Origin of the sequence: Variovorax multivorans, from assembly GCF_051216835.1 — a bacterium.
In the GTDB taxonomy this organism is placed as follows: domain Bacteria; phylum Pseudomonadota; class Gammaproteobacteria; order Burkholderiales; family Burkholderiaceae_C; genus Variovorax.
On sequence record NZ_JBPJZL010000012.1, the window covers coordinates 12,554 to 33,504 of the forward strand.

Genomic DNA, 20,951 nt, shown 5'->3' on the forward strand with positions numbered 1-20,951 from the left:
CCACGCATGACGACCCCTCAGGACCTGTACAACCAGAAGCTGGCATCCGCAGCCGACGCCGTGCGCCAGGTGCGCAACGGCGACATGATCGTCGTGCCGACGGGAGTCGGCGAGCCGCCCACGCTGCTCACGGCACTGTCGGAGCAGCGCCGCGATTTCCGCGACGTGAAGGTCGCGCAGATTCTTGCGATGCGCAAGTACGCCTACATCGACCCCGAGACCATCGAGCATGTGCGCCACGTCGCGCTGTTCTTCGGCGGCGCCACGCGCGCGGGCGGGCAGGAGGGTTGGATCGACTTTCTGCCGAACTACTTCTCGGAGATTCCGGCGCAGATCGAGCGCGGGCAGATGCCGGCCGACGTGGTCTTCAGCATGGCCTCGCCGATGGACGCGCATGGCTACTTTGCCCTGAGCCTGGGCGCCGACTACACGATGGCCGCCGTTGCCAAGGCGCGCGCCGTGGTGCTTGAGGTGAACCCGAACGTGCCTTTTGCCTATGGTGCCTGCCATGTGCACATTTCGCAGGTGGCTGCGCTGGTGGAAAACGAGGCGCCGGTGATGGAGGTCGGCCTGCCGAAGATCGGGGTGGTGCAGGAAGCCATCGGCAAGTACGTGGCCGACCTGATCAACGACGGTTCGACGCTGCAGATCGGCTACGGAGGCATTCCCGATGCGGTGGTGATGCAGCTCACGCACAAGCACGACCTGGGCATTCATACCGAGATGATCGGCGACGGCATTCTCACGCTGGTGGAGAGCGGGGCCGTGACCAATCGGCGCAAGAACTACCTGCCGGGCAAGTCGATCGCCACCTTCGCGCTGGGTTCGAGCAAGCTCTACCGCTTCATGGACCGCAACCCGGCGCTGGAGATGCACCCGGTGAACTTCACCAACGACCCGGCGCTGGCGGGGCTCAACGACAACCTCATCGCCATCAACGCGACGATGCAGATTGACCTGCTGGGTCAGTGCGGTTCGGAGAGCCTGGGCCATGCGCCGTACTCGGGCACGGGCGGGCAGTCTGACTTCGTACGTGCCGCCAATCGCTCGCGCGGCGGCAAGGCCTTCATCGTGCTGCCTTCGACGGCCAAGGACGACACCATCTCGCGCATCGTGCCCTCGCTGTCGCCGGGCACGCATGTGAGCACGAGCAAGAACGACATCAACTACGTGGTCACCGAATACGGCGTGGCCCAGTTGCGAGGCAAGTCGGCGAAGCAGCGGGCCCGCGAGCTCATCGGCATCGCGCATCCGGCCTTCCGGGCGGAGCTGACCGAGCAGGCCAAGCGGCTGAAGCTGCTGTAGGCCTGCAGGTTGGCGATCAGCCGGCCTTGGACGCCTTCACCAGCGAAGGCGTTGCCTTGTAGCTCTCCGGGAACAGCTTCTTCAGGTCGTCGATCTTCGGCATGTCGTTGATCGCGATGTAGGGCTGGCTCGGGTGCAGCGTCAGGTAGTCCTGGTGATAGTCCTCGGCCGCATAGAAGGGTTTGGACATCTCGACCGTGGTGGCCAACTGCTTGCCGAAGGTCTTGGCCTGGTTCAGCTGCGCGATGTAGGCGGTGGCGATGCGCGCCTGCTCAGCGTTTTCGGCGAACACTGTGGAGCGGTACTGCGTGCCGGTGTCCGGGCCCTGGCGGTTGAGTTCGGTCGGGTCGTGCGCCACCGAGAAGTAGATCTGCAGCAGCTTGCCGTAGCTGACCTGCTGCGGGTCGTAGGTGATGCGCACCGATTCGGCATGGCCCGTGCGGCCCGAGCCGACTTCGTCGTAGCGCGCCGTCTTGGCGTCGCCGCCAGCGTAGCCCGAGACGGCGTTGCTCACACCCTTGACGCGCTGGAACACGCCCTGCACGCCCCAGAAGCAGCCGCCGGCGAACACGGCGGTTTCAGTCTTCGCGGCCGGCGGTGCCACGAGGTCTGCCGTGGGCGCGGGCACACGGCGGGCGGTTTCTGCGAACGAAGGCACCGCGTGCCAGACCAGTGCGGCGGCAGCCAGCGTGCCGGCGGTGAGTGCGAGGGATTTCATGGGGGTTCCTTGAGGGGCAGGATTTCAGTGGCTGGATAACCGGTTGGCGCGACATTGACGCCGAATCTGCCGGGCGTCAATGGCGTTTGCGGGTTGCTCTGCTTACTTCTTCATCTCGTCCTTGCTCATGGCGTCTTTCTTCATGGCGTCCTTGGACATCGAGTCTTTGGCCATCGAATCCTTCTTCATGGCGTCTTTCGACATGGAGTCCTTCGCCATCGAGTCTTTCTTCATGCCATCTTTGGCCATCGAATCCTTGGCCATGCCGTCTTTCGCCATTTCGTCCGCGGCGAAAGCCGAGGCGCCGACGAAGGCCATGCAGGTTGCGAGCAGGGTTGCGGTGAGCTTGTTCATTGGAGTCTTCCTGGGTTGAGTTTGGATTTCGTTTCAAAGATCGGCCTGGTTACAGTGAACTGGGCCTTGCGCTTTCTTCGGCAGTCGAGCGGCTGTGGCGGCCCCTCAGCTCCCTCCGAACCAGTTGTAGCCCTGGTCTTCCCAGTAGCCACCTGTGTAGGTGTTGGTGACGAACATCGCCTTGATGTGCTTCGGGTTCTTGTAGCCAAGCTTGGTCGGCATGCGCAGCTTCATCGGAAAGCCGTACTTGGGCGGCAGCGGCTGGCCGTCGTAGGTCAGCGTCAGCAGCGTCTGCGGATGCAGCGCGGTGGGCATGTCGATGCTGGTGTAGTAGTCGTCCGCGCACTTGAAGCCGACGTACTTGGCTGTCAGGTCGGCGCCGATATGGCGCAGGAAGTCGGCAAAGCGCACGCCGCCCCATTTGCCGATGGCGCTCCAGCCTTCCACGCAGATGTGGCGCGTGATCTGGTCGTGCTGCGGCATGGCGCGCAACTCGGCCAGTGTCCATGCGTGCTTGTCGGCGACCATGCCGGTCACTTCGAGCTTGTAGCTGGCTTCGTCTACTTCGCGCACCTCGTCCTCGCCGTAGTAGGCGTTGAACGGAAAGGGGCGCGTGATCTCGGCTTCGGTGTAGGTCGGGGCAAGCTGCGTGGGGCTGAAGATCAGGCCCTGCACCTTGTCGTTGAAGCGCGAGATCTTCGTGAGCGCGGCTTCCACCTGTGCGTTGTCGCTGATGCTGCAGCCCGTGAGCAGCGAGAGGCCGCCTAGCGTGAGCGAGCGTTGCAGGAAAGCGCGGCGCGAAGGCTGGTCGAGCTTCTTCGCAATCAGCGTGCGGGCTTCGAGCAGCACGGCGTCGCCGTCGATGCCGCTCAGGGTGGGGGCTTTGAAGATTTTCATCAGGCTTTGGGCGCACGGCCGCGGATCATGGTGAGGAGGGTGCGGGGCACCAGGGCCACCATCACGAGGTGCACGACGACGAAGGCGACGATGGCGGCCATCGCAAAAAAATGGATGCGGCGCGCAAACTCGTAGCCGCCCAGCAGCTCGCGCAACACGGCGAACTGCACCGACTTCCACAGCACCAGGCCTGACAGCACGATCACGATCAGGTCGAGCATCACGAACAGATAGGCCAGCTTCTGCACGCTGTTGTAGTGGCGCGGGTCGGCATGCGAGAGCTTGCCTTTCAGGGCGGCCAGTGCATCGTTCAAGATGCCGCGCGGCGTCACCGGGAAGAACTTGGCGAAGAGTCGGCCGCTGGCGATGTTCATGGCCAGATACACGAGGCCGTTGAACACCAGCAGCGACATGGCCGCAAAGTGCCACTGCAGCGCGCCGCCGAGCCAGCCGCCCAGCGTTATCACGGTCGGGATGGTGAACGGGAAGAACGGCGCCGCGTCATAGATGCGCCAGCCGCTGGTCACCAGGATCACCACGGCCAGCGCGTTGAGCCAGTGCGTGATGCGCATCCACAGCGGATGAATCGGGCGGCGGGCATCGGCCTGCGGGGCGAGAGGTGCGATGGCTGTGCTGTTCATGGGGCGGATTGTTGGGCGCACCCCATGGCCGATTCATCACGCAAAGTTCAATTAATCGTGATAACTCCGCAAGCCGTATCGCAGGACAATGGCGCCCTATGGATACCTCCAAGCGCGTGCTGATCGTCGAAGACGACGCCCACATTGCCGAGCTTCTGCGCATGCACTTGCGCGACGAAGGCTATGCGGTCGAGCACGCCGCCGACGGCCACGCCGGCCTGCGCGAGCTGGAGCGCGGCAACTGGGACGCGCTGGTGCTCGACCTGATGCTGCCCGGCATCGACGGCCTCGAGATCTGCCGCCGCGCCCGAGCCATGACGCGCTACACGCCGATCATCATCATCAGTGCCCGCTCGAGCGAGGTGCATCGCATCCTTGGCCTGGAGCTGGGCGCCGACGACTACCTGGCCAAGCCTTTCTCGGTGCTGGAACTGGTAGCGCGCGTGAAGGCGCTGCTGCGGCGCACCGACGCACTGGCGCGCAATGCGCGCATGGAGTCGGGCAGCCTCACGCTCGGCAACCTTGACATCGAGCCGCTGGCGCGCGAGGTGCGGGTGGACGGCAAGCTCATCGAACTCACGCCGCGCGAGTTCGACTTGCTTTACTTCTTTGCTCGGAACCCCGGCAAGGTGTTCTCGCGGCTCGACCTGCTCAACCAGGTCTGGGGCTACCAGCACGACGGCTACGAGCACACCGTCAACACGCACATCAATCGGCTGCGCACCAAGGTCGAGGCCGATCCGGCGGAGCCACGGCGCATCCTCACGGTATGGGGGCGGGGCTACAAGCTGTCGGCCACTGCGGACGGGGAGGACTCTGCGTGATGGCGTGGGCCACGCTGTCGCGGCGGCTGTCGGCCGTGTTCGCGGTGCTGCTGCTGGTGTGCTGCGGGGCCTCGGCGTGGCTGCAGATGCGCTCCAACGGCATCCACGAGCAGGAGGTTATCCAGCGCCTGTCGCTCGGGCTCGCGGCGCACATCGCCGAGAACTCCGAGCTGATGAAGCCCGGCGGGCTCAACCAGGAGGCGGTGAAGGACCTGTTCGACAAGCTGATGGCTGTCAATCCGAGCGTGGAGGTCTACCTGCTGGGGCTGGACGGCCGCATCAAGGCGCAGGCCGCGCCGGTCGGGCACCTGAAGCGCGACAAGGTCGAACTGGGGCCGATCCGCAAGCTGCTGTCGGGTGCGCCGCTGCCCATTGGGGGGGACGATCCGCGCAGCCTTGACGCGTCCAAGGTGTTCAGCGCCGCGCCGCTGCGCATGGACGGGCGCGACGTGGGATACGTCTACGTGGTGCTGCAGGGTGAAGACCATGACGCGCTGGTTGCCAATACGGCGACCGACAACGTGCTGCGCACCACGCTGTGGTCGATGGGCCTGGTGGCGCTGCTCGGGCTGCTCGCGGGCCTCGCGGCCTTCCGCCTCATCACGCGGCCGCTGCGCGAGCTGACCTCGGCGGTGAAGCGCTTCGAGACAGAAGGCATTGCCTCGCTCGAAAGCGAAGCGCCCACGCTGGAGCGCCTCTCCCACGGCAGCGACGAAATCGCGCAACTGGGCCAGGCCTTCACGCAGATGACGCGGCGCATCGCCGAACAATGGCGCGAGCTGACCCTGCAAGACCAGCAGCGCCGCGAGCTGTTCGCCAACATCTCGCATGACTTGCGCACGCCGCTCACCTCGCTGCATGGCTATCTCGAAACGCTGCTGCTCAAGGCCGGCACGCTCAGCGAGGAAGAGCGTCGGCGCTATCTGGAAATCGCACTGGGCCAGAGCCGCAAGGTCGGCCGCCTCGCGCAGGAAGTGTTCGAACTGGCGCGCCTCGAATACGGCGTGGTCAAGCCCGAGAAGGAAAACTTCGCGCTGGCCGATCTGGTGCAGGACGTGTTCCAGAAGTTCGAGCTGGCGGCCGAGGCGCGGCACCAACGCCTCAGGCCCGACATCGCACCGGGCCTGCCGGTAGTGTCGGCCGACCTCGGCATGATCGAGCGCGTGCTGACCAACCTGCTCGACAACGCGATCCGCCACACGCCCGAGGGCGGCGAGATCGTGGTGCAGCTGCGCGCCGAGAACGCGGGCGTGACGGTGCAGGTGAGCGACACGGGCCCCGGCATTCCGGGCGAGCTGCAGCCGGCCCTGTTCATGCGCCCCGTGTTCATGAGCGGATCGCGCACCGACAGCGCGAGCAGCGGCGGGCTGGGCCTGGTGATCGTGAAGCGCATTCTTCAGCTGCATGGCAGCGACATCCGGCTTGTGCAGCAGCCGGACAAGGGCGCGGTGTTTCGCTTTCAGCTGGGTGGTGCGGCAAGCGCCTGAAGGGCTTGCAGGTTTGCCTGCGCGTGGGTGACGATGCTGCAAGAGCAGCACAACCCTCACGCAAGGAGACAAACCAGATGCCCGCCTTCGAAACCGTCCTGATCGACAAGGATCCGCAGCACCCGCGCATCGCGCGCCTCTTGCTCAACCGACGCGAGAAGCTCAACGCCATCGGCGAGACCACGCCCTCGGAGATTCGACGCGCGGTCGAATGGGCCGAAGCCGACGACGAGGTGCACGTGATCGTGGTCGAAGGCGCAGGCCGCGCCTTCTGCGCCGGCTATGACCTTGGCGACTACGCCGAAGGCCACGGGCGTGAAGGGCAGGGCGACCACCCCTGCCGGCAAGAGAAAACGCCATGGGACCCGATGCTCGACTACGCCGCCATGAAGCGCAACACCGACGACTTCATGGCCCTGTGGCGCAGCCGCAAGCCCACCATCGCCAAGGTGCACGGCTATGCAGTTGCGGGCGGCAGCGACATCGCGCTGTGCTGCGACCTGCTGACCATGGCCGACGATGCGCGCATCGGCTACATGCCCACGCGCGTGTGGGGCTGCCCGACCACCGCGATGTGGACCTACCGCCTCGGTGCCATGCGCGCCAAGCAGCTCATGTTCACGGGCGACACCATTGCCGGCACGCAGGCGGCCGATTGGGGTCTCGCCAATTTCTCGGTGCCCGCCGATCAGCTCGACGACGCCACGCTGAAGCTCGCACTGCGCATCGCGGGCGTGCCGCGTTCGCACCTGATGATGCACAAGCTGGTCGTCAATCAGGTCTGGCATTCGATGGGGCTGGAGCAGAGCCAGATGTTCGCCACCGTGTTCGATGGCATCACGCGGCACAACCCCGAAGGCATGTGGTTCAGGCGCCAGGCCGAGGCCGAAGGCTTCAAGAGCGCGGTGCAGTGGCGCGACAGCGGCCGGCCGATTCCCGAAGGCGACGAAGCCCGCGCACGCATTGCCGAGCTCGAAGCGAAGCTGGCAGCGCGCGGCTGATCCGGCACGGGCAGGCGCCGGTGCGCGCCGATGGCCCTTTGTCGCGTGGTGCATGTCACGCGACCGACACCTCCCCCTTCGATGATCCGGCGCGCCCGCCGCCAACCTGCTCGGCAGCCAAAGGCGGGCGTATTTGCATCGATAGAAACAAATAGGGGGAATTTCAATGCAGTTGTTAACTTTTTCCAGGACCACCCTGGCGGCTTGTGCCTGTGCGTTCATGGCGGCATGCGGTGGTGGCAGTGGCGGCGGCATGCCCGCGCTGCCCGTTGCGCCGGCGTCACCACCGGCACCGGCTCCCCCGCCGGCTCCTGCGCCAGCGCCCGCACCCGCGGAGGCCGCACCCGCGCTCGTCATCGGCCATCGCGGCGCTTCGGCGTTGCGGCCCGAGCACACGCTGGCTTCGTACCAGCAGGCCATCGACGACGGAGCCGATTTCATCGAACCCGACCTGGTGCCTACCAAGGACGGCGAACTGGTTGCCCGCCACGAGAACGCCATAGCCATCGTCGACACCTCGGGCAACGTGATCGAGGCCACCACCAACGTGGCCGACGTGCCGAAGTTCGCTGGCCGCAAGGCCACCAAGACCATTGACGGCATCTCTATCACCGGCTGGTTCACCGAAGACTTCACGCTGGCCGAACTCAAGGAGCTGAAGGCCCGCGAGCGTATTCCGAAGCTGCGTCCGGCCAACGTGTCGTACAACGACCAGTTCCAGGTGCCCACGCTCGACGAAGTGATCCAGCTTGCCAAGGCCCAGTCTGTGGCCAAGGGCCGCGTGATCGGCATCTACCCCGAGACCAAGCACCCGACCTACTTCCGCTCGATCGGCCTGCCGCTGGAGAAGAAGCTGCTCGACACGTTGCAGAAGCACGACCTGAACAAGGCCGATGCTCCGGTGTTCGTGCAGTCCTTCGAGACGGGCAACCTGAAGGACATCCGCCTGAAGAGCACGGTGAAGATCGTCCAGCTTGTCTACTCGGCGGGCGCGCCCTACGACCTCGAGGTCCTGGGCGACAAGCGAACCTATGCCGACCTCAAGAAGCCCGAGGGCCTTGCCGAGATCGCGACCTATGCGCAGGGCATCGGAGCGGACAAGGCGAGCGTGATCCCGGTGGTCAACGGCAAGCTGGGCACGCCGACCACGCTCGTGAAGGACGCGCACGAGAAGAAGCTACAGGTCCACATCTGGACCATCCGGCCCGAGAACAACTTCCTGCTCGACAGCTTCAAGAAAGAGCCCAAGACCGACCCGACTGTGTACGGCGACACCGCCGGGGAGATCAAGGCTTTCCTCGACGTGGGCATCGACGGACTCTTCGCCGACAGCCCCGCCACGGCGGTGCCGGTGGTCAAGGCGTATCGGGCGGCGCGGCCGAAGTAGGGCGCGAAAGAGAAGCGGGCGGCGCTCAGTTCTTGCGACGCGTGACGACCACCGTCGCTTCGAGGCCTTCGTAGGCCTCGGCGTCGCCGTACCAACTGCCCGAGATGGGCGCCGCCTGCGCCGGGTCGCGCGTGACGCCGACGCGGATCAGCTGGCCGCTGCCCATCAGGTTGTTGGTCGGATCGAAGGCCAGCCAGCCGATGCCCGGCAGGTAGGCCTGCAGCCAGGCATGCGTGGTGCCGGCGCCGGTCATCGATTCGCCCTTGGTCTGGGCGGCGTTGTCGAGCGCGGCGTCGTAGAGATAGCCGGAGACGAAGCGGGTGGCAATGCCAAGGCGCCGCGCGGCTTCCATCATCAGCAGGGCGTAGTCGCGGCAGCTGCCGCTGCCCAGCGCCAGCGTGACGAGCGGCGTTTGCGTGCCTTCTTCGTCGCGCGCCTTGTATTCGAGGCTCTGGCCGATGTGCGCGTTCATGCGCGTTAGCACTTCGCGCGTGCTGTTGGGCTTGTCGGTGTGCAGGAACTGATGGGCCCAGCGGATCAGCGTGCCCTGGTTGTCGTCGTCGTGATGCGGGCGCAGGTAGTGCTCGAGGTCGAGGCGCTCCTGTACCGAATAGGCGAAGGGCAAAAATTCGGCGGCCGGGTCGAGCGCCAGCTGGTCCTGCTGCGCCGGCACGTGCTCGATGGTGAACGAGCACACGATGCGCAGCTCGGTCGCCTCGCCCATGGGCTGCACCAGCGCGACGGAATTGGAATGCGGGTCTTGAATGAGCCGTGTGAAGGCCTGTGGGCTCACCTGCAGGTCGGTGGCCAGCACGCGCAGGTCGTGGCTGTCGCGTGGACGGAACATCACGCGGTGCAAGCCGAAGGTGACCGGCTTGTTGTAGCGATAGACGGTGGTGTGCTTGATGTCGTACTGGATGGCCATGCGGTGCATTCTCAGTGTTCCCATGGCAAAACGGTGGATTGGCGTGGGCACATGCCGCAGAATCGGCGCCCGTCCGGGCTTTGCCCGGGTCGATTCGGGTTTATTCACCCAGGAGATTCCGGCCCGCCATGTACTCCGCCACCTTCAGCTTCGCTGGTCAAGGCCCCGCGTAGCAGCCATGCCTGAAGCGTTCGGTCTCGTTCAAGTGCTGGGCGGGCTGGCGATCGGCATCTTTTCGGGTGCGATGGCCGGGCTGCTCGGTGTGAGCCCTGGCGGGGCGCTGGTGCCCGCGCTGGCGTTGATGCCCGGCCTGGGGCAGCACGATGCGCAGGCCATTTCGCTCGCAGCGCAGTTGGTGCCGACCAGCCTGGCGGGGTTTCTGCGCTACCGGGTGTCGGGACATGGGGCCTCGTGGCGCACGGTGATCTGGATCTCGCTCGGGTTTCTGGCTGGGGCTTATGCGGGCGCGCGTGGAGCGAGTCATGTCGCCGATGCGGCGCTGCGGTGGATGTTCGTGGGGTATCTGCTGGTGCTGGCGACGCTGGTCGTGCTGAAGTCGCCTGCGAAGGCTGCGGGCGTAGATGCGACGCAGGCCGATGAGCCGCGCGGGGCGGTCGTTGCGCTGGTGGTCGTGGGCATGGTCGCGGGTGCGTCGTCGGGCTTGCTCGGCATCGGCGGCGGGCTGGCCATCACGGCGCTGCTGACGGTGGCGCTGCATTACTCGCAGCACCGGGCGCAGGCGGTGAGCCTGGCGATCAATGCGCTACCGCTGGCGTTGCCGGCGGTGCTTGTCTATGCCAGCGTCGCCAACGGGCTGCCCTGGGTGTTGCTGGGCTTTGTCGTGCTGGGGTTGTGGATCGGCACGGCGGCCGGGGCGCGGCTGGCGACCCGGCTGGACGAGCGGGCGCTGCGCAGGTACTTCTTCGTGCTGGTGATCTGCATGGCGCTGCTGATGGCCTGGCGGGCATCGGGCGCGGGCTGACCGGATCCGTTCAGAGTCGCTGCGTGCCGAGTGCCTTGGCCAGCGTGGCGGGCAAGGGCAGCGGCTCGGCATGCCACTGCGCGGCCAGCAGTTCTGCGCACAGCGCGGCAAAGCTCAGGCCGCGCGAGCCCAGCGCGGTGCAGGCCCAGAGGCCGCCTGCATCGGCGTCGAGCGGGCCGACCAGCGGTCGCCGGTCGCCCGAGGCGCAGCGGATGCCGACCCAGGCGTTGACCTGGCCGAGCGCGAACGAAGGGGCCAGCGCGGAGGCCGCGGCCAGATGCAGCCGCGCAAGGCGCTCGCGGTTGGCCTCGCTGTCCGCTTCGGTGGAGGCGAGGTCCGTGCTGTCGCGGTCGAAGGTCGCGCCGGCCAGCCAGATCGGGGCGCCCTCGGCATCGGGCACGTGAGCGACCAGATGGCCGTCGCCGTTGAGGGGCGTGGCGGGCAATTCGAGGCTGTCGGTCATTTGGCCCCAGGCGACCTGGCCGCGTACCGGCTGAAGAGGGAGCTTTGAGGCGAATCGGCCTGATTCGAAGCCCGCGGCGATCACCACGCGGTCGACGTCGATCAGCAATTGATCGGCCGGATCGAACAGATGCCAGCCGCTCGCGTCCTGAGCCAGACGCGCCACCTCGCACCCACCTCGAAACTCGACACCCGGCTGCCGCAGCCACGCGGCGATCAGCCGATGCGGCCGCACCCAGGCTGCGCGTGCGTGCCAGAGGGCGGGCGCATCGCCCGGCAGGCCCACAGCCGCCAATTGCTCGGCGCTCGCAGGCCACGATTCGTTGGGGCCGCTGTCGCTCCAGCCAGCCGGCACGCGCGTATCGCCATCGGGCCGGCGCTCCAGCACGCCGGTGGCGCGCCAGTCGCGGCCTTCTTCCAGCAATCGTGTCAGTTCGGCCCACGTGGCGCGGATGCCTGCGCGTGTGAGCCGCGACAGCAGCGCGTCGTCGGGCGACACATGCGGCGCCAGCATGCCCACCGGCAGCCCCGAGGCACCAGAGGCGGGCCAGTCGGCAGCGTCCAGCACGGTGACCTGCCATCCGCGCCGCGCAAGGCTCGCCGCCACGGCCGCGCCTGCAAGCCCGGCGCCGATGACGGCGCAGCGGCCCGGCGTGTCGATGCGCTCGGGCGCCGGGCCGCGGCGGCGCACCGTCCAGGCGGGCGCGAACACGCCGCGCAGGCAATCGCGCTTGGGAGGAAGGCCCTGGTCTTTTTCGACCGAAAACCCGAACTGCTTGAGCGCGTCGCGCACCGCCCGCGCAATCGTCCATGTGGCGATGCGCGTGCCTTGCCGCGCAAAGCGCGACACGGCCTTGAGCGTGTCTTCCGACCACATGGCAGGGTTCTGCTGCGGGCTGAAGCCGTCGAGAAAGATGCTGTCGGCCTCGAAGCGCTGGGCGCGCAGCATCGGCTGCACGTCGCCGATGCAGAGGGTGAGCAGCACGCGGCCTTCGTCGAAAGCCAGCCGGTGGAAGCCCGGCAGCAGCCCGTGCCACTGCGCGGCCAGTTCGCGGGCGAGGGAGGCCAGTTCGGGATACGCCCCGGCCGCGCGCAGCAGATCGTCAGCCGAAACCGGGTGCGCCTCGACCGAGACGAAGTGCAGCATCCGTGGCCGCTCGGCGTCTGCACGCCACGCCTGCCAGGTCGTCAGGAAATTGAGGCCAAGCCCGAATCCGGTTTCGAGAACCAGCCATTGCGGCTGTCCGATCCAGGCTTCCGGCAGCCCGCAACCGCCCAGAAACACATGGCGCGACTGCGCCAGTGCTCCGGTTTCGGTGTGATAGATGTCGTCGAAGCGCTCGCTGCGGGGGACGCCGTCGGCGCGCCAGGCGACGGGCTCGGCGGCCAAGACGGGCTCAGTTCGACGGGGGTACGTAGCCTTGCGCCACGTCGGCGCCTTCGCCGAAGAAGTGCTTTTCCATCTGCCGCGCCAGGTACTGGCGGGCGCGCAGATCGGCCAGATTCAGCCGGTTTTCATTGACCAGCATGGTCTGCTGCTTGAGCCAGGCGGCCCAGGCTTCCTTGCTGACGTTTTCCCACAGGCGCTTGCCCAGCTCGCCTGGGTAGGGCGGGAAGTCGAGCCCTTCGGCCTCTTTGCCGAGCTTGATGCACTGAACCATGCGTGCCATTTCGATTGCCTTTGAACGGGAAAAGTGGGGAAAGCGGTTGCTTAGTTGATTTGGCTATTTAGAACTGAAAACTTGGTCGTTCCAGTTTCTATATGTCGTATTGAGAATACGCAGCTTCATTGATATGCCTTTTCAGAGCAAGACACCATGAGCCTCCGCCGCGACTTTATCAAGCTTTCCCTGGGTGCCGGCGTGGCCGGTGCCATGGCCCTGTCGGCGTTGCCGACGTTCGCACAAGGCGGCGCGGCTCCCGTGACGCTGCTGAACGTGTCCTATGACCCGACCCGCGAGCTGTATGTTGACTACAACCAGGCCTTCGCCAAGTACTGGAAGGCCAAGACCGGGCAGGACGTGACAGTCAAGCAGTCGCATGGCGGCTCGGGCAAGCAGGCCCGCTCGATCATCGACGGCATCGACGCCGACGTAGCCACGCTGGCGCTGGGCGGCGACGTCGATGCGCTCGTCACGCACGGCGGCCTCGTCAAGGCCGACTGGCAGAAGCGCCTGCCGCACAACTCTGCCCCCTATACCTCGACCATCGTGTTCTTGGTGAAGAAGGGCAACCCCAAGGGCCTGAAAGACTGGGACGACCTGATCAAGCCCGGCGTGCAGGTGATCACCCCCAACCCCAAGACCTCGGGCGGCGCCCGCTGGAACTACCTGGCCGCTTGGGAGTTCGCCAAGCGCAAGTACGGCGGCGATGCCAAGGCCAAGGAATACATCGGCAACCTGTTCAAGAACGTGCCCGTGCTCGACACCGGCGCGCGCGGCTCGACCATCACCTTCGTGCAACGCGGCGTGGGCGACGTGCTGCTGGCCTGGGAGAACGAAGCCTTCCTGGCGCTGAAGGAGTTCGGTCCCGAGAAGTTCGAGATCGTGGTGCCCTCCATCTCCATCCTGGCCGAGCCCAGCGTGGCGGTGGTCGACAAGGTCGTCGACAAGAAGGGAACGCGCGCTGTGGCCGAGGAATACCTGAAGTACCTGTACTCGGACGAAGGCCAGGACATCGCGGGCCGCAACTTCTACCGCCCGACGTCTGACAAGGCAAAGGCCAAGTACGACAAGCAGTTCCCCAAGCTGACGCTGGTGACCATCGACCAGGCCTTCGGCGGCTGGGCGAAGGCCGACAAGGAGCACTTTGCAGACGGCGGCTCCTTCGACCAGATCTACACGACAAAGCAGAAGTAACTCGACCCGCGACCAAGCCGGTCCTGCATGGCGCCCGTTCCGCGAGCGCCGTGACACGGTTCGCCTCGACATCTCCGAAGAAAACAGAAAGCCTCCCGTGTCCGTTCTCCTGATTGCCGGCAGCCCCACGGCCCCGTCCCGTTCCACCGCCTTGCTCGACTCGGTGGGCGAGCGGCTGGCCCAGCGCCACGCGCGGATCGAGCGGCTTGCCATCCGCGAGCTGCCGGCGCAGGCGCTGCTGCTGGCCGAGTGGAACAACCCGGCCATCGAGCGCGCCATCGCCCAGGTGGCGGCGGCCCGTGTGATCGTGGTGGCCACGCCGGTCTACAAGGCGGCCTACAGCGGCCTGCTCAAGGTCTTTCTGGACCTGCTCTCGCAGAACGCGCTGAAGGGCAAGACGGTGCTGCCACTGGCCACCGGCGGCAGCCCTCACCACATGCTCGCGCTCGACTACGCATTGCGGCCCGTGCTGCAGTCGCTGTCTGCGCGCCACATCCTGCCGGGCGTGTACGCCAGCGAATCGCAGATTGCGCTGACGCCCGAGAACGCCTACCAGGTGCACAACGACCTGGCCGAGCGACTCAACGAGGCCGTCGAGGTGCTGGCCACCGAAGGCCTGAAGCTGCCGGCAACGCACGGTTTCGAGCCGGTTCCGTTCTCGCGCGTGCGATGTAGCGTCTGAAAGCACGGGCTCGTTGCGAGCCCGGCTTGCCCAGACCTATCCCTCATTCCCGTTTTTGAAAGCCGCCAGCGCGCGGTGCGGGACAGCTTTTGCCTGAAGTTTTTGCAGACCAAGGAATCCACGCATGACCCCCGTTGCCACCGAAGACTCCGTGCTCGACACCTCGCCGCGCTCCCTCTGGCACGCGCTGGGCGATCTTGCCGTGAGCGTCATCGTCGTCAGCGCCATTGCGCTGATCGTGAGTTTCATTGCCGCCGCCTGACCGCGCGGCGCATCCATACAAGCATTGCCATGACATTGATTTCCGCACCCCGACGTCGCCTGATCCAGGGCGTTGCCGCCGCCGTTGCACTGCCGTCGTTCGCAGCGCTGGCACAGGCGCCTGCACGCCAGCTTCGCATCGGAAACCAGAAGGGGCCACTGAGCGTTCTCAAGGGTCGCGGCACGCTCGAAAAGCGCCTGGCGCCTCTAGGCGTGACCGTGAAGTGGACCGAGTTCACCGCCGGCCCCGTGCAGCTCGAAGCACTGAACGTCGGCTCCATCGACTTCGGCGACGTTGGCGAGGCGCCGCCCATCTTCGCGCAGGCCGCCGGTGCGCCGCTGGCCTATGTGGCCGCGACAGTGCCGCGCCCTCGGGCGGAAGCGGTGATCGTGCCCAAGGGCTCGGCCATCAGGACCGTGGCCGACCTGAAGGGCAAGAAGATTGCGCTCAACAAGGGCTCGAACGTCCACTACTTCATCGTCAAGCTGGCCGAAAGGCACGGGCTGCCGTACACCGACCTGAACCTGGTCTACCTGCCGCCGGCCGATGCGCGCGCCGCCTTCGAGAAGGGCTCGGTCGACGCCTGGGTCATCTGGGACCCGTTCCTCGCCGCAGCCGAGAAGTCGCTCGAAGCGCGCGTGCTGGCCGACGCCACCGGCGTGGTCGGCAACCGCGGCTACTACTTCTCGTCGCTCGACTACGTGGCAAAGAACGCCGACGTGCTGGCCGTCGCGGTCGAGGAGATCAACAAGATCGACGTCTGGGGCGAAGCCAACAAGGGGGACTACGCGGCCGAGCTGGCCACCCTCTGGGGCCTGCCGAAGCCGGTGGCCGATTTGTCCGTGGGCCGTGTGGGCTACGGCACTGCAGCCATCACCAAGGCAATCCTGGCCGAGCAGCAACAGATTGCCGATACCTTCTTCGCACTGAAGCTGATCCCGAAAAAGATCAACGTGCTCGAAGCCGCCGGCGCGGGGATTGCGTGATGCAGATCTTCTGGTTCCTCCCCACGCACGGCGACAGCCGCTACCTCGGCACGAGCGAGGGCGCGCGCCCCATCGACCTGGCCTACCTGCAGCAGATCGCCGGCGCGGCCGACAACCTCGGCTACGAGGGCGTGCTCATTCCAACGGGCCGCTCGTGCGAAGACCCGTGGGTCATTGCTTCGAGCCTGATCGGCGCGACGAAGAAGCTCAAGTTTCTGGTGGCGGTGCGCCCGGGCCTGCACCAACCCAGTCTGGCCGCACGCATGGCCGCGACCTTCGACCGGCTCTCTGGCGGGCGCTTGCTTGTGAACCTCGTGACGGGCGGTGACCAGGCCGAGCTCGAAGGCGACGGCGTGTACCTCGACCATGCGTCGCGCTACGAACAGTCGGCAGAGTTCATCCGCATCTGGCGCGAGATCATTGCGCGCAGCCACGACGGGCAAGCTTTCGACTACGAGGGCAAGCACCTGAGCGTGAAGGGCGCCAAGCTGCTGTACCCGCCGGTGCAGAAGCCGTATCCGCCCGTGTGGTTCGGCGGCTCGTCGGCCGCTGCGCACGACCTCGCCGCGGAGCAGGTCGATGCGTACCTCACCTGGGGCGAGCCGCCCGCGGAAGTCGCGAAAAAGATCGCGGACGTGCGGGCACGTGCCGAACGCCAGGGCCGCAAGGTCGAGTTCGGCATTCGCCTGCACGTGATCGTGCGCGAGACGGAAGACGCCGCGTGGAAGGCCGCCGAGGAACTGATCAGCCGTGTGGACGACGAGACCGTCATCCGTGCGCAGGCCGCCTTCGCGCGCATGGATTCCGAAGGCCAGCGCCGCATGGCCGCGCTGCATGCGGGCGGCGCGAAGCGCTCGCGCGCCGAGCTTGAAATCGCGCCGAACCTCTGGGCCGGTGTGGGCCTCGTGCGCGGTGGTGCCGGCACGGCGCTGGTGGGTGATCCGAAGACCGTTGCCGCGCGCATCGAGGAGTACGCGGCGCTTGGCCTCGACAAATTCATTCTCTCGGGCTACCCGCATCTCGAAGAGGCTTACCGCTTCGCAGAGCTGGTGTTCCCGTTGCTCTCGCGCAAGGCGCAGACGCGCCTGGCAGGCGGCTCGCTCAGCGGCCCGTTCGGCGAAGTCGTTGCCAATCTCGATGCGCCGTCGCGCCTCGTCTCCCAAAGCTGAAGGACCGCCATGACCGAACAAGTTCAGGAGCTGCCGGCCGTGGCACCCACCGAGAACAACGCGGGCAACGCGTTCAGGAGCTTTGCTGCCAACGTCGCCGGGCGGCTGGTGCCGTGGCTCGTGCCGGTCGGGCTCATCGTCTTCTGGCAGATCGCGTCGTCGCTGGGCTGGCTCAGCACGCGCGTGCTGCCGGCGCCGGTCGACGTGGTCAAGGCTGCGTGGAGCCTCACAGTGTCGGGCGAGCTGTGGACGCACGTGAAGGTCAGCGCGGGCCGCGCGCTCGCGGGGCTGGCCATCGGAGGTGGGGCGGGGCTTGCGCTCGGCTTGCTCACGGGTTCGGTGAAGTTCGCCGAGACGCTGCTCGACTCCACCATCCAGATGGTGCGCAACATTCCGGCGCTGGCGCTGATTCCGCTGGTGATCCTGTGGTTCGGCATCGACGAATCGGCCAAGCTGTTCTTGATTTCGGTGTCGGTGTTCTTTCCGATCTACCTGAACACCTTCCATGGCATCCGCAACGTCGATCCGCAACTGATCGAGATGGGGCGCACCTACGGTCTGTCGCGCTGGCAGCTGTACCGCGAGGTGATCCTGCCGGGTGCGCTGTCGTCGATCCTCGTGGGCCTGCGCTTCTCGCTGGGCCTGATGTGGGTGATCCTGATCGTGGCAGAGACCATCTCGGCGCAGGCCGGCATCGGCTACCTCACGATGAACGCCCGCGAGTTCCTGCAGACCGACATCGTGCTGGTGGGCATCCTGCTGTACGCGCTGCTCGGCAAGCTGGCTGACCTGTTCGCGCGCGGACTGGAGCAATGGTGGCTGCGGTGGCACCCGGGCTACCAGAAGAAGGCGAAGTGAGGGCAGGGGCATGACGCAATTCCATGTTTCCCGTCGCACCGTCATCGCCACGCTGGGCGCGCTTGGCGCCAGCGCGGTGTTTGCGCAGGGCGTGGCTGCTCGGCCTGCGACCGTGCGGCTCGGCTACCAGAAGTCGTCGACGCTGATCGCCGTACTCAAGGCGCAGGGCGCGCTCGAAAAGCAGCTCGCGCCGCTCAACGTCACGCTGACCTGGCATGAGTTCACCAGCGGCCTGCCGCTGCTTGAAGCGCTGAACCTCGACAACCTCGACATCAGCGCCGACGTGGCCGACACCGTGCCGGTGTTTGCGCAAGCCGCCGGAGCAGACCTGACCTTCATTGCGCAGGAAGCGCCGTCGCCCGCTGCACAGGCCATCGTGGTGCGGGAAGACTCGCCGATCAAGACCGTGGCCGATCTGAAAGGCAAGAAGGTCGGCTTCGCCAAGGCCGCCGGCGCGCACTACCTGCTGATCGCCGCACTCGACAAGGCCGGCCTGTCGTTCAAGGACATCGAGCCCGCCTACCTCACGCCGGCCGATGGCCGCGCAGCCTTCGAGAAGGGCGCCATCGACGCCTGGGTGGTGTGGGACCCGTTCCTCGCCGCTGCACAGCGCCAGTCGAAGGTGCGCGTGTTGGCCGATGGCGCGGGCATTGCCTCGTACCAGCGCTACTACCTCGCGAGCACCAAGTTCGCGAAGGCGCGGCCTGACGTGTTGCGAGTGGTCTACGCCGAGCTTGAGAAGACCGGCAAGTGGGTCAAGCAGAACCCGAAGGACGCGGCGGCGCTGCTGTCGCCCGTGTGGGGCCTCGACGCCGCAACCATCGAGCAGGCCAACAGCCGCCGCAGCTATGCCGTGCGCCCGGTGGTGGCCGAGGCCCTGACCGAACAGCAGCGCATCGCCGATGCCTTCTTCACGGAAAAGCTGCTCCCCCGAAAAATCGATGCGCTGAACGTGGCGCTGTTCAAACCCGGAGCCTGAAGCCCATGAGTGCCGTCCTGAAAGACATCCAACCCCAGGCCATCGCTGGCGGCGTGCGCCTCGAAGCGCGCGGCCTGCACAAGCGCTACGGCGCGCGCGAAGTGCTGCGCAACACCCGCCTGACCATCGAGCCGGGCCAGTTCATCGCCATCGTCGGGCGCAGCGGCTGCGGCAAGAGCACGCTGCTGCGGCTCATTGCGGGGCTGGAAGAGCCGAGCGCCGGTGGCCTCTACACCGACGGCAAGGCCGTGCATGGCCTGCATGACGACACCCGCATCATGTTCCAGGAGGCGCGCCTGCTGCCGTGGCGCCGCGTGCTCGACAACGTGACGCTGGGCCTGCCCAACGACGCCAAGGCGCGCGGCAAGGAAGTGCTGGCGCAGGTCGGCCTGGCCGACCGCGAGAACGAATGGCCGGCGCGCCTTTCGGGCGGCCAGCGCCAGCGCGTGGCCCTGGCCCGCGCGCTGGTGCACCACCCGCGCCTGCTGCTGCTCGACGAGCCGCTGGGCGCACTGGATGCGCTGACGCGCATCGAGATGCACCGCCTTATCGAGAACCTGTGGCAGCGCCACCGCTTCACGGCGCTGCTGGTGACACACGATGTGCAGGAGGCGGTGGCGCTGGCTGACCGCGTGATCCTCATCGAAGACGGCCGCATCGCACTCGACGAGAACATCGCCTTGGCCCGACCGCGCTCGCAGGGCGACCCGGCCTTCGCGGCCATTGAAAAACGAATCCTCGACAGGGTGCTGCAGAAGCCGGAAGACACCGCGCCAGAGAGCACCGACGCAAGCTGGCTCAGCACCCCCGCGCACGCATTGCGCTGGGCGATCTGAGCTTCTTTCATCCATCCGCCCCTTTTGAAAGGCAGTCGCATGTCGCAGAACTGGAAATTCGAAACCCTGTCGGTGCACGCCGGCTACTCGCCCGAACCGACCACCCGCGCGGTCGCGCCTCCGATCTACCAGACGGTGGCCTACGCTTTCGACAGCGCGCAGCACGGTGCAGATCTGTTCGACCTGAAGGTGCCGGGCAACATCTACACCCGCATCAACAACCCGACGCAGGACGTGCTGGAGCAGCGCGTGGCCGCGCTCGAAGGCGGCATCGCGGCGCTGGCGCTGGCCTCGGGCCAGGCGGCCGTGACCTACGCGATCCAGACCATCGCCGAGGCCGGCGACAACATCATCAGCAGCACCGCGCTGTATGGCGGCACCTACAACCTGTTCGCCCACACGCTGCCGCAGTTCGGCATTACCACGCGCTTTGCGGACCACCGAGATCCAACGAGCTTCGAGAAGCTGTTCGACGAGAAGACCAAGGCGGTGTTCGTCGAATCGCTCGGCAACCCGGCGGGCAACGTGACCGACATCGCAGCCATCGCCGAGATCGCGCACCGTAACGGCGTGCCGCTGATCGTCGACAACACGGTGCCCTCACCGTACCTGAGCCGGCCCATCGAGCACGGCGCCGACATCGTGGTGCATTCGCTCACCAAGTACCTGGGCGGCCACGGCACCAGCATCGGCGGCGCCATCGTCGATTCGGGCAAGTTCCCGTGGGCCGAGCACAAGCAGCGCTTCAGGCGCCTGAACGAGCCCGACGTGAGCTACCACGGCGTGGTCTACACCGAGGCGCTGGGCCCGGCCGCCTACATCGGCCGTGCGCGCGTGGTGCCGCTGCGCAATACCGGCGCGGCCATCTCGCCGTTCAACGCCTTCCTGATCCTGCAGGGCATCGAGACGCTGGCACTGCGCATGGACCGCATCAGCAGCAACGCACTCGCGGTGGCGCAGCACCTGAAGCAGAGCAAGGCCGTGAACTGGGTGAACTACGCGGCGCTCGAAGACCACCCCGACTACCCGCTGGCGAAGAAATACTTCGGCGGCCGCTCCAGCGGCGTGCTGACCTTCGGCATCGGCGCAGGTCGCGAGGGTGGGGCGAAGTTCCTCGATGCGCTGAAGCTCTTCACGCGCCTCGTGAACATCGGCGACGTGCGCTCGCTGGCCACGCACCCGGCCTCGACCACGCACCGGCAGCTGTCGCCCGAAGAGCTGGCGAAGGCCGGCGTGACCGAAGACACCGTGCGCCTGTCCGTCGGCATCGAGCACATCGACGACCTGATCGCCGACCTCGACCAGGCGCTCGCCGCCGCATCGAACTGAAAGGCCTTC

General features: G+C 66.5%; 22 protein-coding genes. 15 read left to right on the forward strand and 7 right to left on the reverse strand.

The window, feature by feature from the left end:
• Nucleotides 1-6 precede the first annotated feature (6 nt).
• Entirely contained in the window at nt 7-1,305 is a 1,299-nt protein-coding gene (locus ACSFCA_RS27000; protein WP_435461669.1) for an acetyl-CoA hydrolase/transferase family protein, read from the forward strand.
• A gap of 16 nt (nt 1,306-1,321) precedes the next feature.
• On the opposite strand, the gene msrA is transcribed toward ACSFCA_RS27000, so the two are convergent.
• The 4 genes from msrA to ACSFCA_RS27020 form a co-directional block, all read right to left on the reverse strand.
• Nucleotides 1,322-2,023 carry a peptide-methionine (S)-S-oxide reductase MsrA gene (msrA, locus tag ACSFCA_RS27005; protein WP_435461670.1) on the reverse strand — a complete coding sequence of 234 codons (702 nt, stop codon included), beginning with the start codon at nt 2,021-2,023 and terminating at the stop codon, nt 1,322-1,324.
• A gap of 102 nt (nt 2,024-2,125) precedes the next feature.
• Nucleotides 2,126-2,377: a pentapeptide MXKDX repeat protein gene (locus ACSFCA_RS27010; RefSeq protein WP_435461671.1), complete on the reverse strand. Its 252-nt coding sequence runs from the start codon at nt 2,375-2,377 to the stop codon at nt 2,126-2,128.
• Nucleotides 2,378-2,482: 105 nt separating this feature from the next.
• Complete coding sequence (locus ACSFCA_RS27015; RefSeq protein WP_435461672.1) at nt 2,483-3,274, reverse strand: molybdopterin-binding protein; 792 nt, start codon at nt 3,272-3,274, stop codon at nt 2,483-2,485.
• Nucleotides 3,274-3,915: a cytochrome b/b6 domain-containing protein gene (locus ACSFCA_RS27020; protein WP_435461673.1), complete on the reverse strand. Its 642-nt coding sequence runs from the start codon at nt 3,913-3,915 to the stop codon at nt 3,274-3,276. Before ACSFCA_RS27020 ends, ACSFCA_RS27015 begins: the two co-directional genes overlap by 1 nt.
• A gap of 98 nt (nt 3,916-4,013) precedes the next feature.
• Between ACSFCA_RS27020 and ACSFCA_RS27025 the strand changes: the two genes are divergently transcribed.
• The 4 genes from ACSFCA_RS27025 to ACSFCA_RS27040 all read left to right on the forward strand — a co-directional run bounded on the left by ACSFCA_RS27025 (nt 4,014) and on the right by ACSFCA_RS27040 (nt 8,614).
• A complete protein-coding gene (locus tag ACSFCA_RS27025; protein WP_435461674.1) occupies nt 4,014-4,739 on the forward strand; it encodes a response regulator transcription factor in 726 nt (241 codons plus the stop codon).
• Nucleotides 4,739-6,226 carry a sensor histidine kinase gene (locus ACSFCA_RS27030; RefSeq protein ID WP_435461675.1) on the forward strand — a complete coding sequence of 496 codons (1,488 nt, stop codon included), beginning with the start codon at nt 4,739-4,741 and terminating at the stop codon, nt 6,224-6,226. Before ACSFCA_RS27025 ends, ACSFCA_RS27030 begins: the two co-directional genes overlap by 1 nt.
• 23 nt (nt 6,227-6,249) lie before the next feature.
• The gene (locus tag ACSFCA_RS27035) at nt 6,250-7,227 is read left to right on the forward strand and encodes a crotonase/enoyl-CoA hydratase family protein (protein WP_435461676.1); all 978 of its coding nucleotides are present in this window, start codon (nt 6,250-6,252) and stop codon (nt 7,225-7,227) included.
• A 166-nt stretch (nt 7,228-7,393) separates the two neighbouring features.
• On the forward strand, nt 7,394-8,614 hold the full coding sequence (locus ACSFCA_RS27040) for a glycerophosphodiester phosphodiesterase (protein ID WP_435461677.1): 1,221 nt from the start codon (nt 7,394-7,396) through the stop codon (nt 8,612-8,614).
• A gap of 25 nt (nt 8,615-8,639) precedes the next feature.
• Here ACSFCA_RS27040 and ACSFCA_RS27045 read toward each other — a convergent pair whose 3' ends face one another.
• A complete protein-coding gene (locus tag ACSFCA_RS27045; RefSeq protein ID WP_258355147.1) occupies nt 8,640-9,563 on the reverse strand; it encodes a transglutaminase family protein in 924 nt (307 codons plus the stop codon).
• Nucleotides 9,564-9,717: 154 nt separating this feature from the next.
• Between ACSFCA_RS27045 and ACSFCA_RS27050 the strand changes: the two genes are divergently transcribed.
• The gene (locus ACSFCA_RS27050; protein WP_258355146.1) at nt 9,718-10,521 is read left to right on the forward strand and encodes a sulfite exporter TauE/SafE family protein; all 804 of its coding nucleotides are present in this window, start codon (nt 9,718-9,720) and stop codon (nt 10,519-10,521) included.
• Nucleotides 10,522-10,531: 10 nt separating this feature from the next.
• Here ACSFCA_RS27050 and mnmC read toward each other — a convergent pair whose 3' ends face one another.
• On the reverse strand, nt 10,532-12,373 hold the full coding sequence (gene mnmC, locus ACSFCA_RS27055) for a bifunctional tRNA (5-methylaminomethyl-2-thiouridine)(34)-methyltransferase MnmC2/FAD-dependent 5-carboxymethylaminomethyl-2-thiouridine(34) oxidoreductase MnmC1 (protein ID WP_435461678.1): 1,842 nt from the start codon (nt 12,371-12,373) through the stop codon (nt 10,532-10,534).
• 7 nt (nt 12,374-12,380) lie between these two features.
• Nucleotides 12,381-12,653: an oxidative damage protection protein gene (locus tag ACSFCA_RS27060; RefSeq protein WP_012748083.1), complete on the reverse strand. Its 273-nt coding sequence runs from the start codon at nt 12,651-12,653 to the stop codon at nt 12,381-12,383.
• 147 nt (nt 12,654-12,800) lie between these two features.
• Here ACSFCA_RS27060 and ACSFCA_RS27065 point away from each other — a divergent pair, with 147 nt between their 5' ends.
• The 9 genes from ACSFCA_RS27065 to ACSFCA_RS27105 all read left to right on the forward strand — a co-directional run bounded on the left by ACSFCA_RS27065 (nt 12,801) and on the right by ACSFCA_RS27105 (nt 20,942).
• Nucleotides 12,801-13,841: a sulfate ABC transporter substrate-binding protein gene (locus ACSFCA_RS27065; RefSeq protein ID WP_093173969.1), complete on the forward strand. Its 1,041-nt coding sequence runs from the start codon at nt 12,801-12,803 to the stop codon at nt 13,839-13,841.
• Between the two features lie 97 nt (nt 13,842-13,938).
• Nucleotides 13,939-14,523 carry an NADPH-dependent FMN reductase gene (gene ssuE / locus ACSFCA_RS27070; RefSeq protein ID WP_093054572.1) on the forward strand — a complete coding sequence of 195 codons (585 nt, stop codon included), beginning with the start codon at nt 13,939-13,941 and terminating at the stop codon, nt 14,521-14,523.
• A 124-nt stretch (nt 14,524-14,647) separates the two neighbouring features.
• On the forward strand, nt 14,648-14,785 hold the full coding sequence (locus ACSFCA_RS27075; RefSeq protein ID WP_177142297.1) for a hypothetical protein: 138 nt from the start codon (nt 14,648-14,650) through the stop codon (nt 14,783-14,785).
• A gap of 29 nt (nt 14,786-14,814) precedes the next feature.
• Nucleotides 14,815-15,771, forward strand: a complete 957-nt coding sequence (locus tag ACSFCA_RS27080; RefSeq protein WP_435461679.1) for a sulfonate ABC transporter substrate-binding protein — start codon at nt 14,815-14,817, stop codon at nt 15,769-15,771.
• Nucleotides 15,771-16,940, forward strand: coding sequence for an FMNH2-dependent alkanesulfonate monooxygenase (ssuD, locus tag ACSFCA_RS27085; protein WP_435461680.1), 1,170 nt, complete (start codon nt 15,771-15,773; stop codon nt 16,938-16,940). The genes ACSFCA_RS27080 and ssuD overlap by 1 nt, the downstream gene beginning before the upstream one ends.
• 9 nt (nt 16,941-16,949) lie before the next feature.
• Nucleotides 16,950-17,798, forward strand: coding sequence for an aliphatic sulfonate ABC transporter permease SsuC (ssuC, locus tag ACSFCA_RS27090; protein WP_258355142.1), 849 nt, complete (start codon nt 16,950-16,952; stop codon nt 17,796-17,798).
• A 10-nt stretch (nt 17,799-17,808) separates the two neighbouring features.
• Nucleotides 17,809-18,777: an aliphatic sulfonate ABC transporter substrate-binding protein gene (locus tag ACSFCA_RS27095; RefSeq protein WP_435461681.1), complete on the forward strand. Its 969-nt coding sequence runs from the start codon at nt 17,809-17,811 to the stop codon at nt 18,775-18,777.
• A gap of 5 nt (nt 18,778-18,782) precedes the next feature.
• Nucleotides 18,783-19,613 (forward strand): ATP-binding cassette domain-containing protein, encoded by an 831-nt coding sequence (locus tag ACSFCA_RS27100; protein WP_093074723.1) that lies wholly within the window; start codon nt 18,783-18,785, stop codon nt 19,611-19,613.
• Between the two features lie 39 nt (nt 19,614-19,652).
• Entirely contained in the window at nt 19,653-20,942 is a 1,290-nt protein-coding gene (locus ACSFCA_RS27105; protein ID WP_435461682.1) for an O-acetylhomoserine aminocarboxypropyltransferase/cysteine synthase family protein, read from the forward strand.
• Nucleotides 20,943-20,951 lie beyond the last annotated feature (9 nt).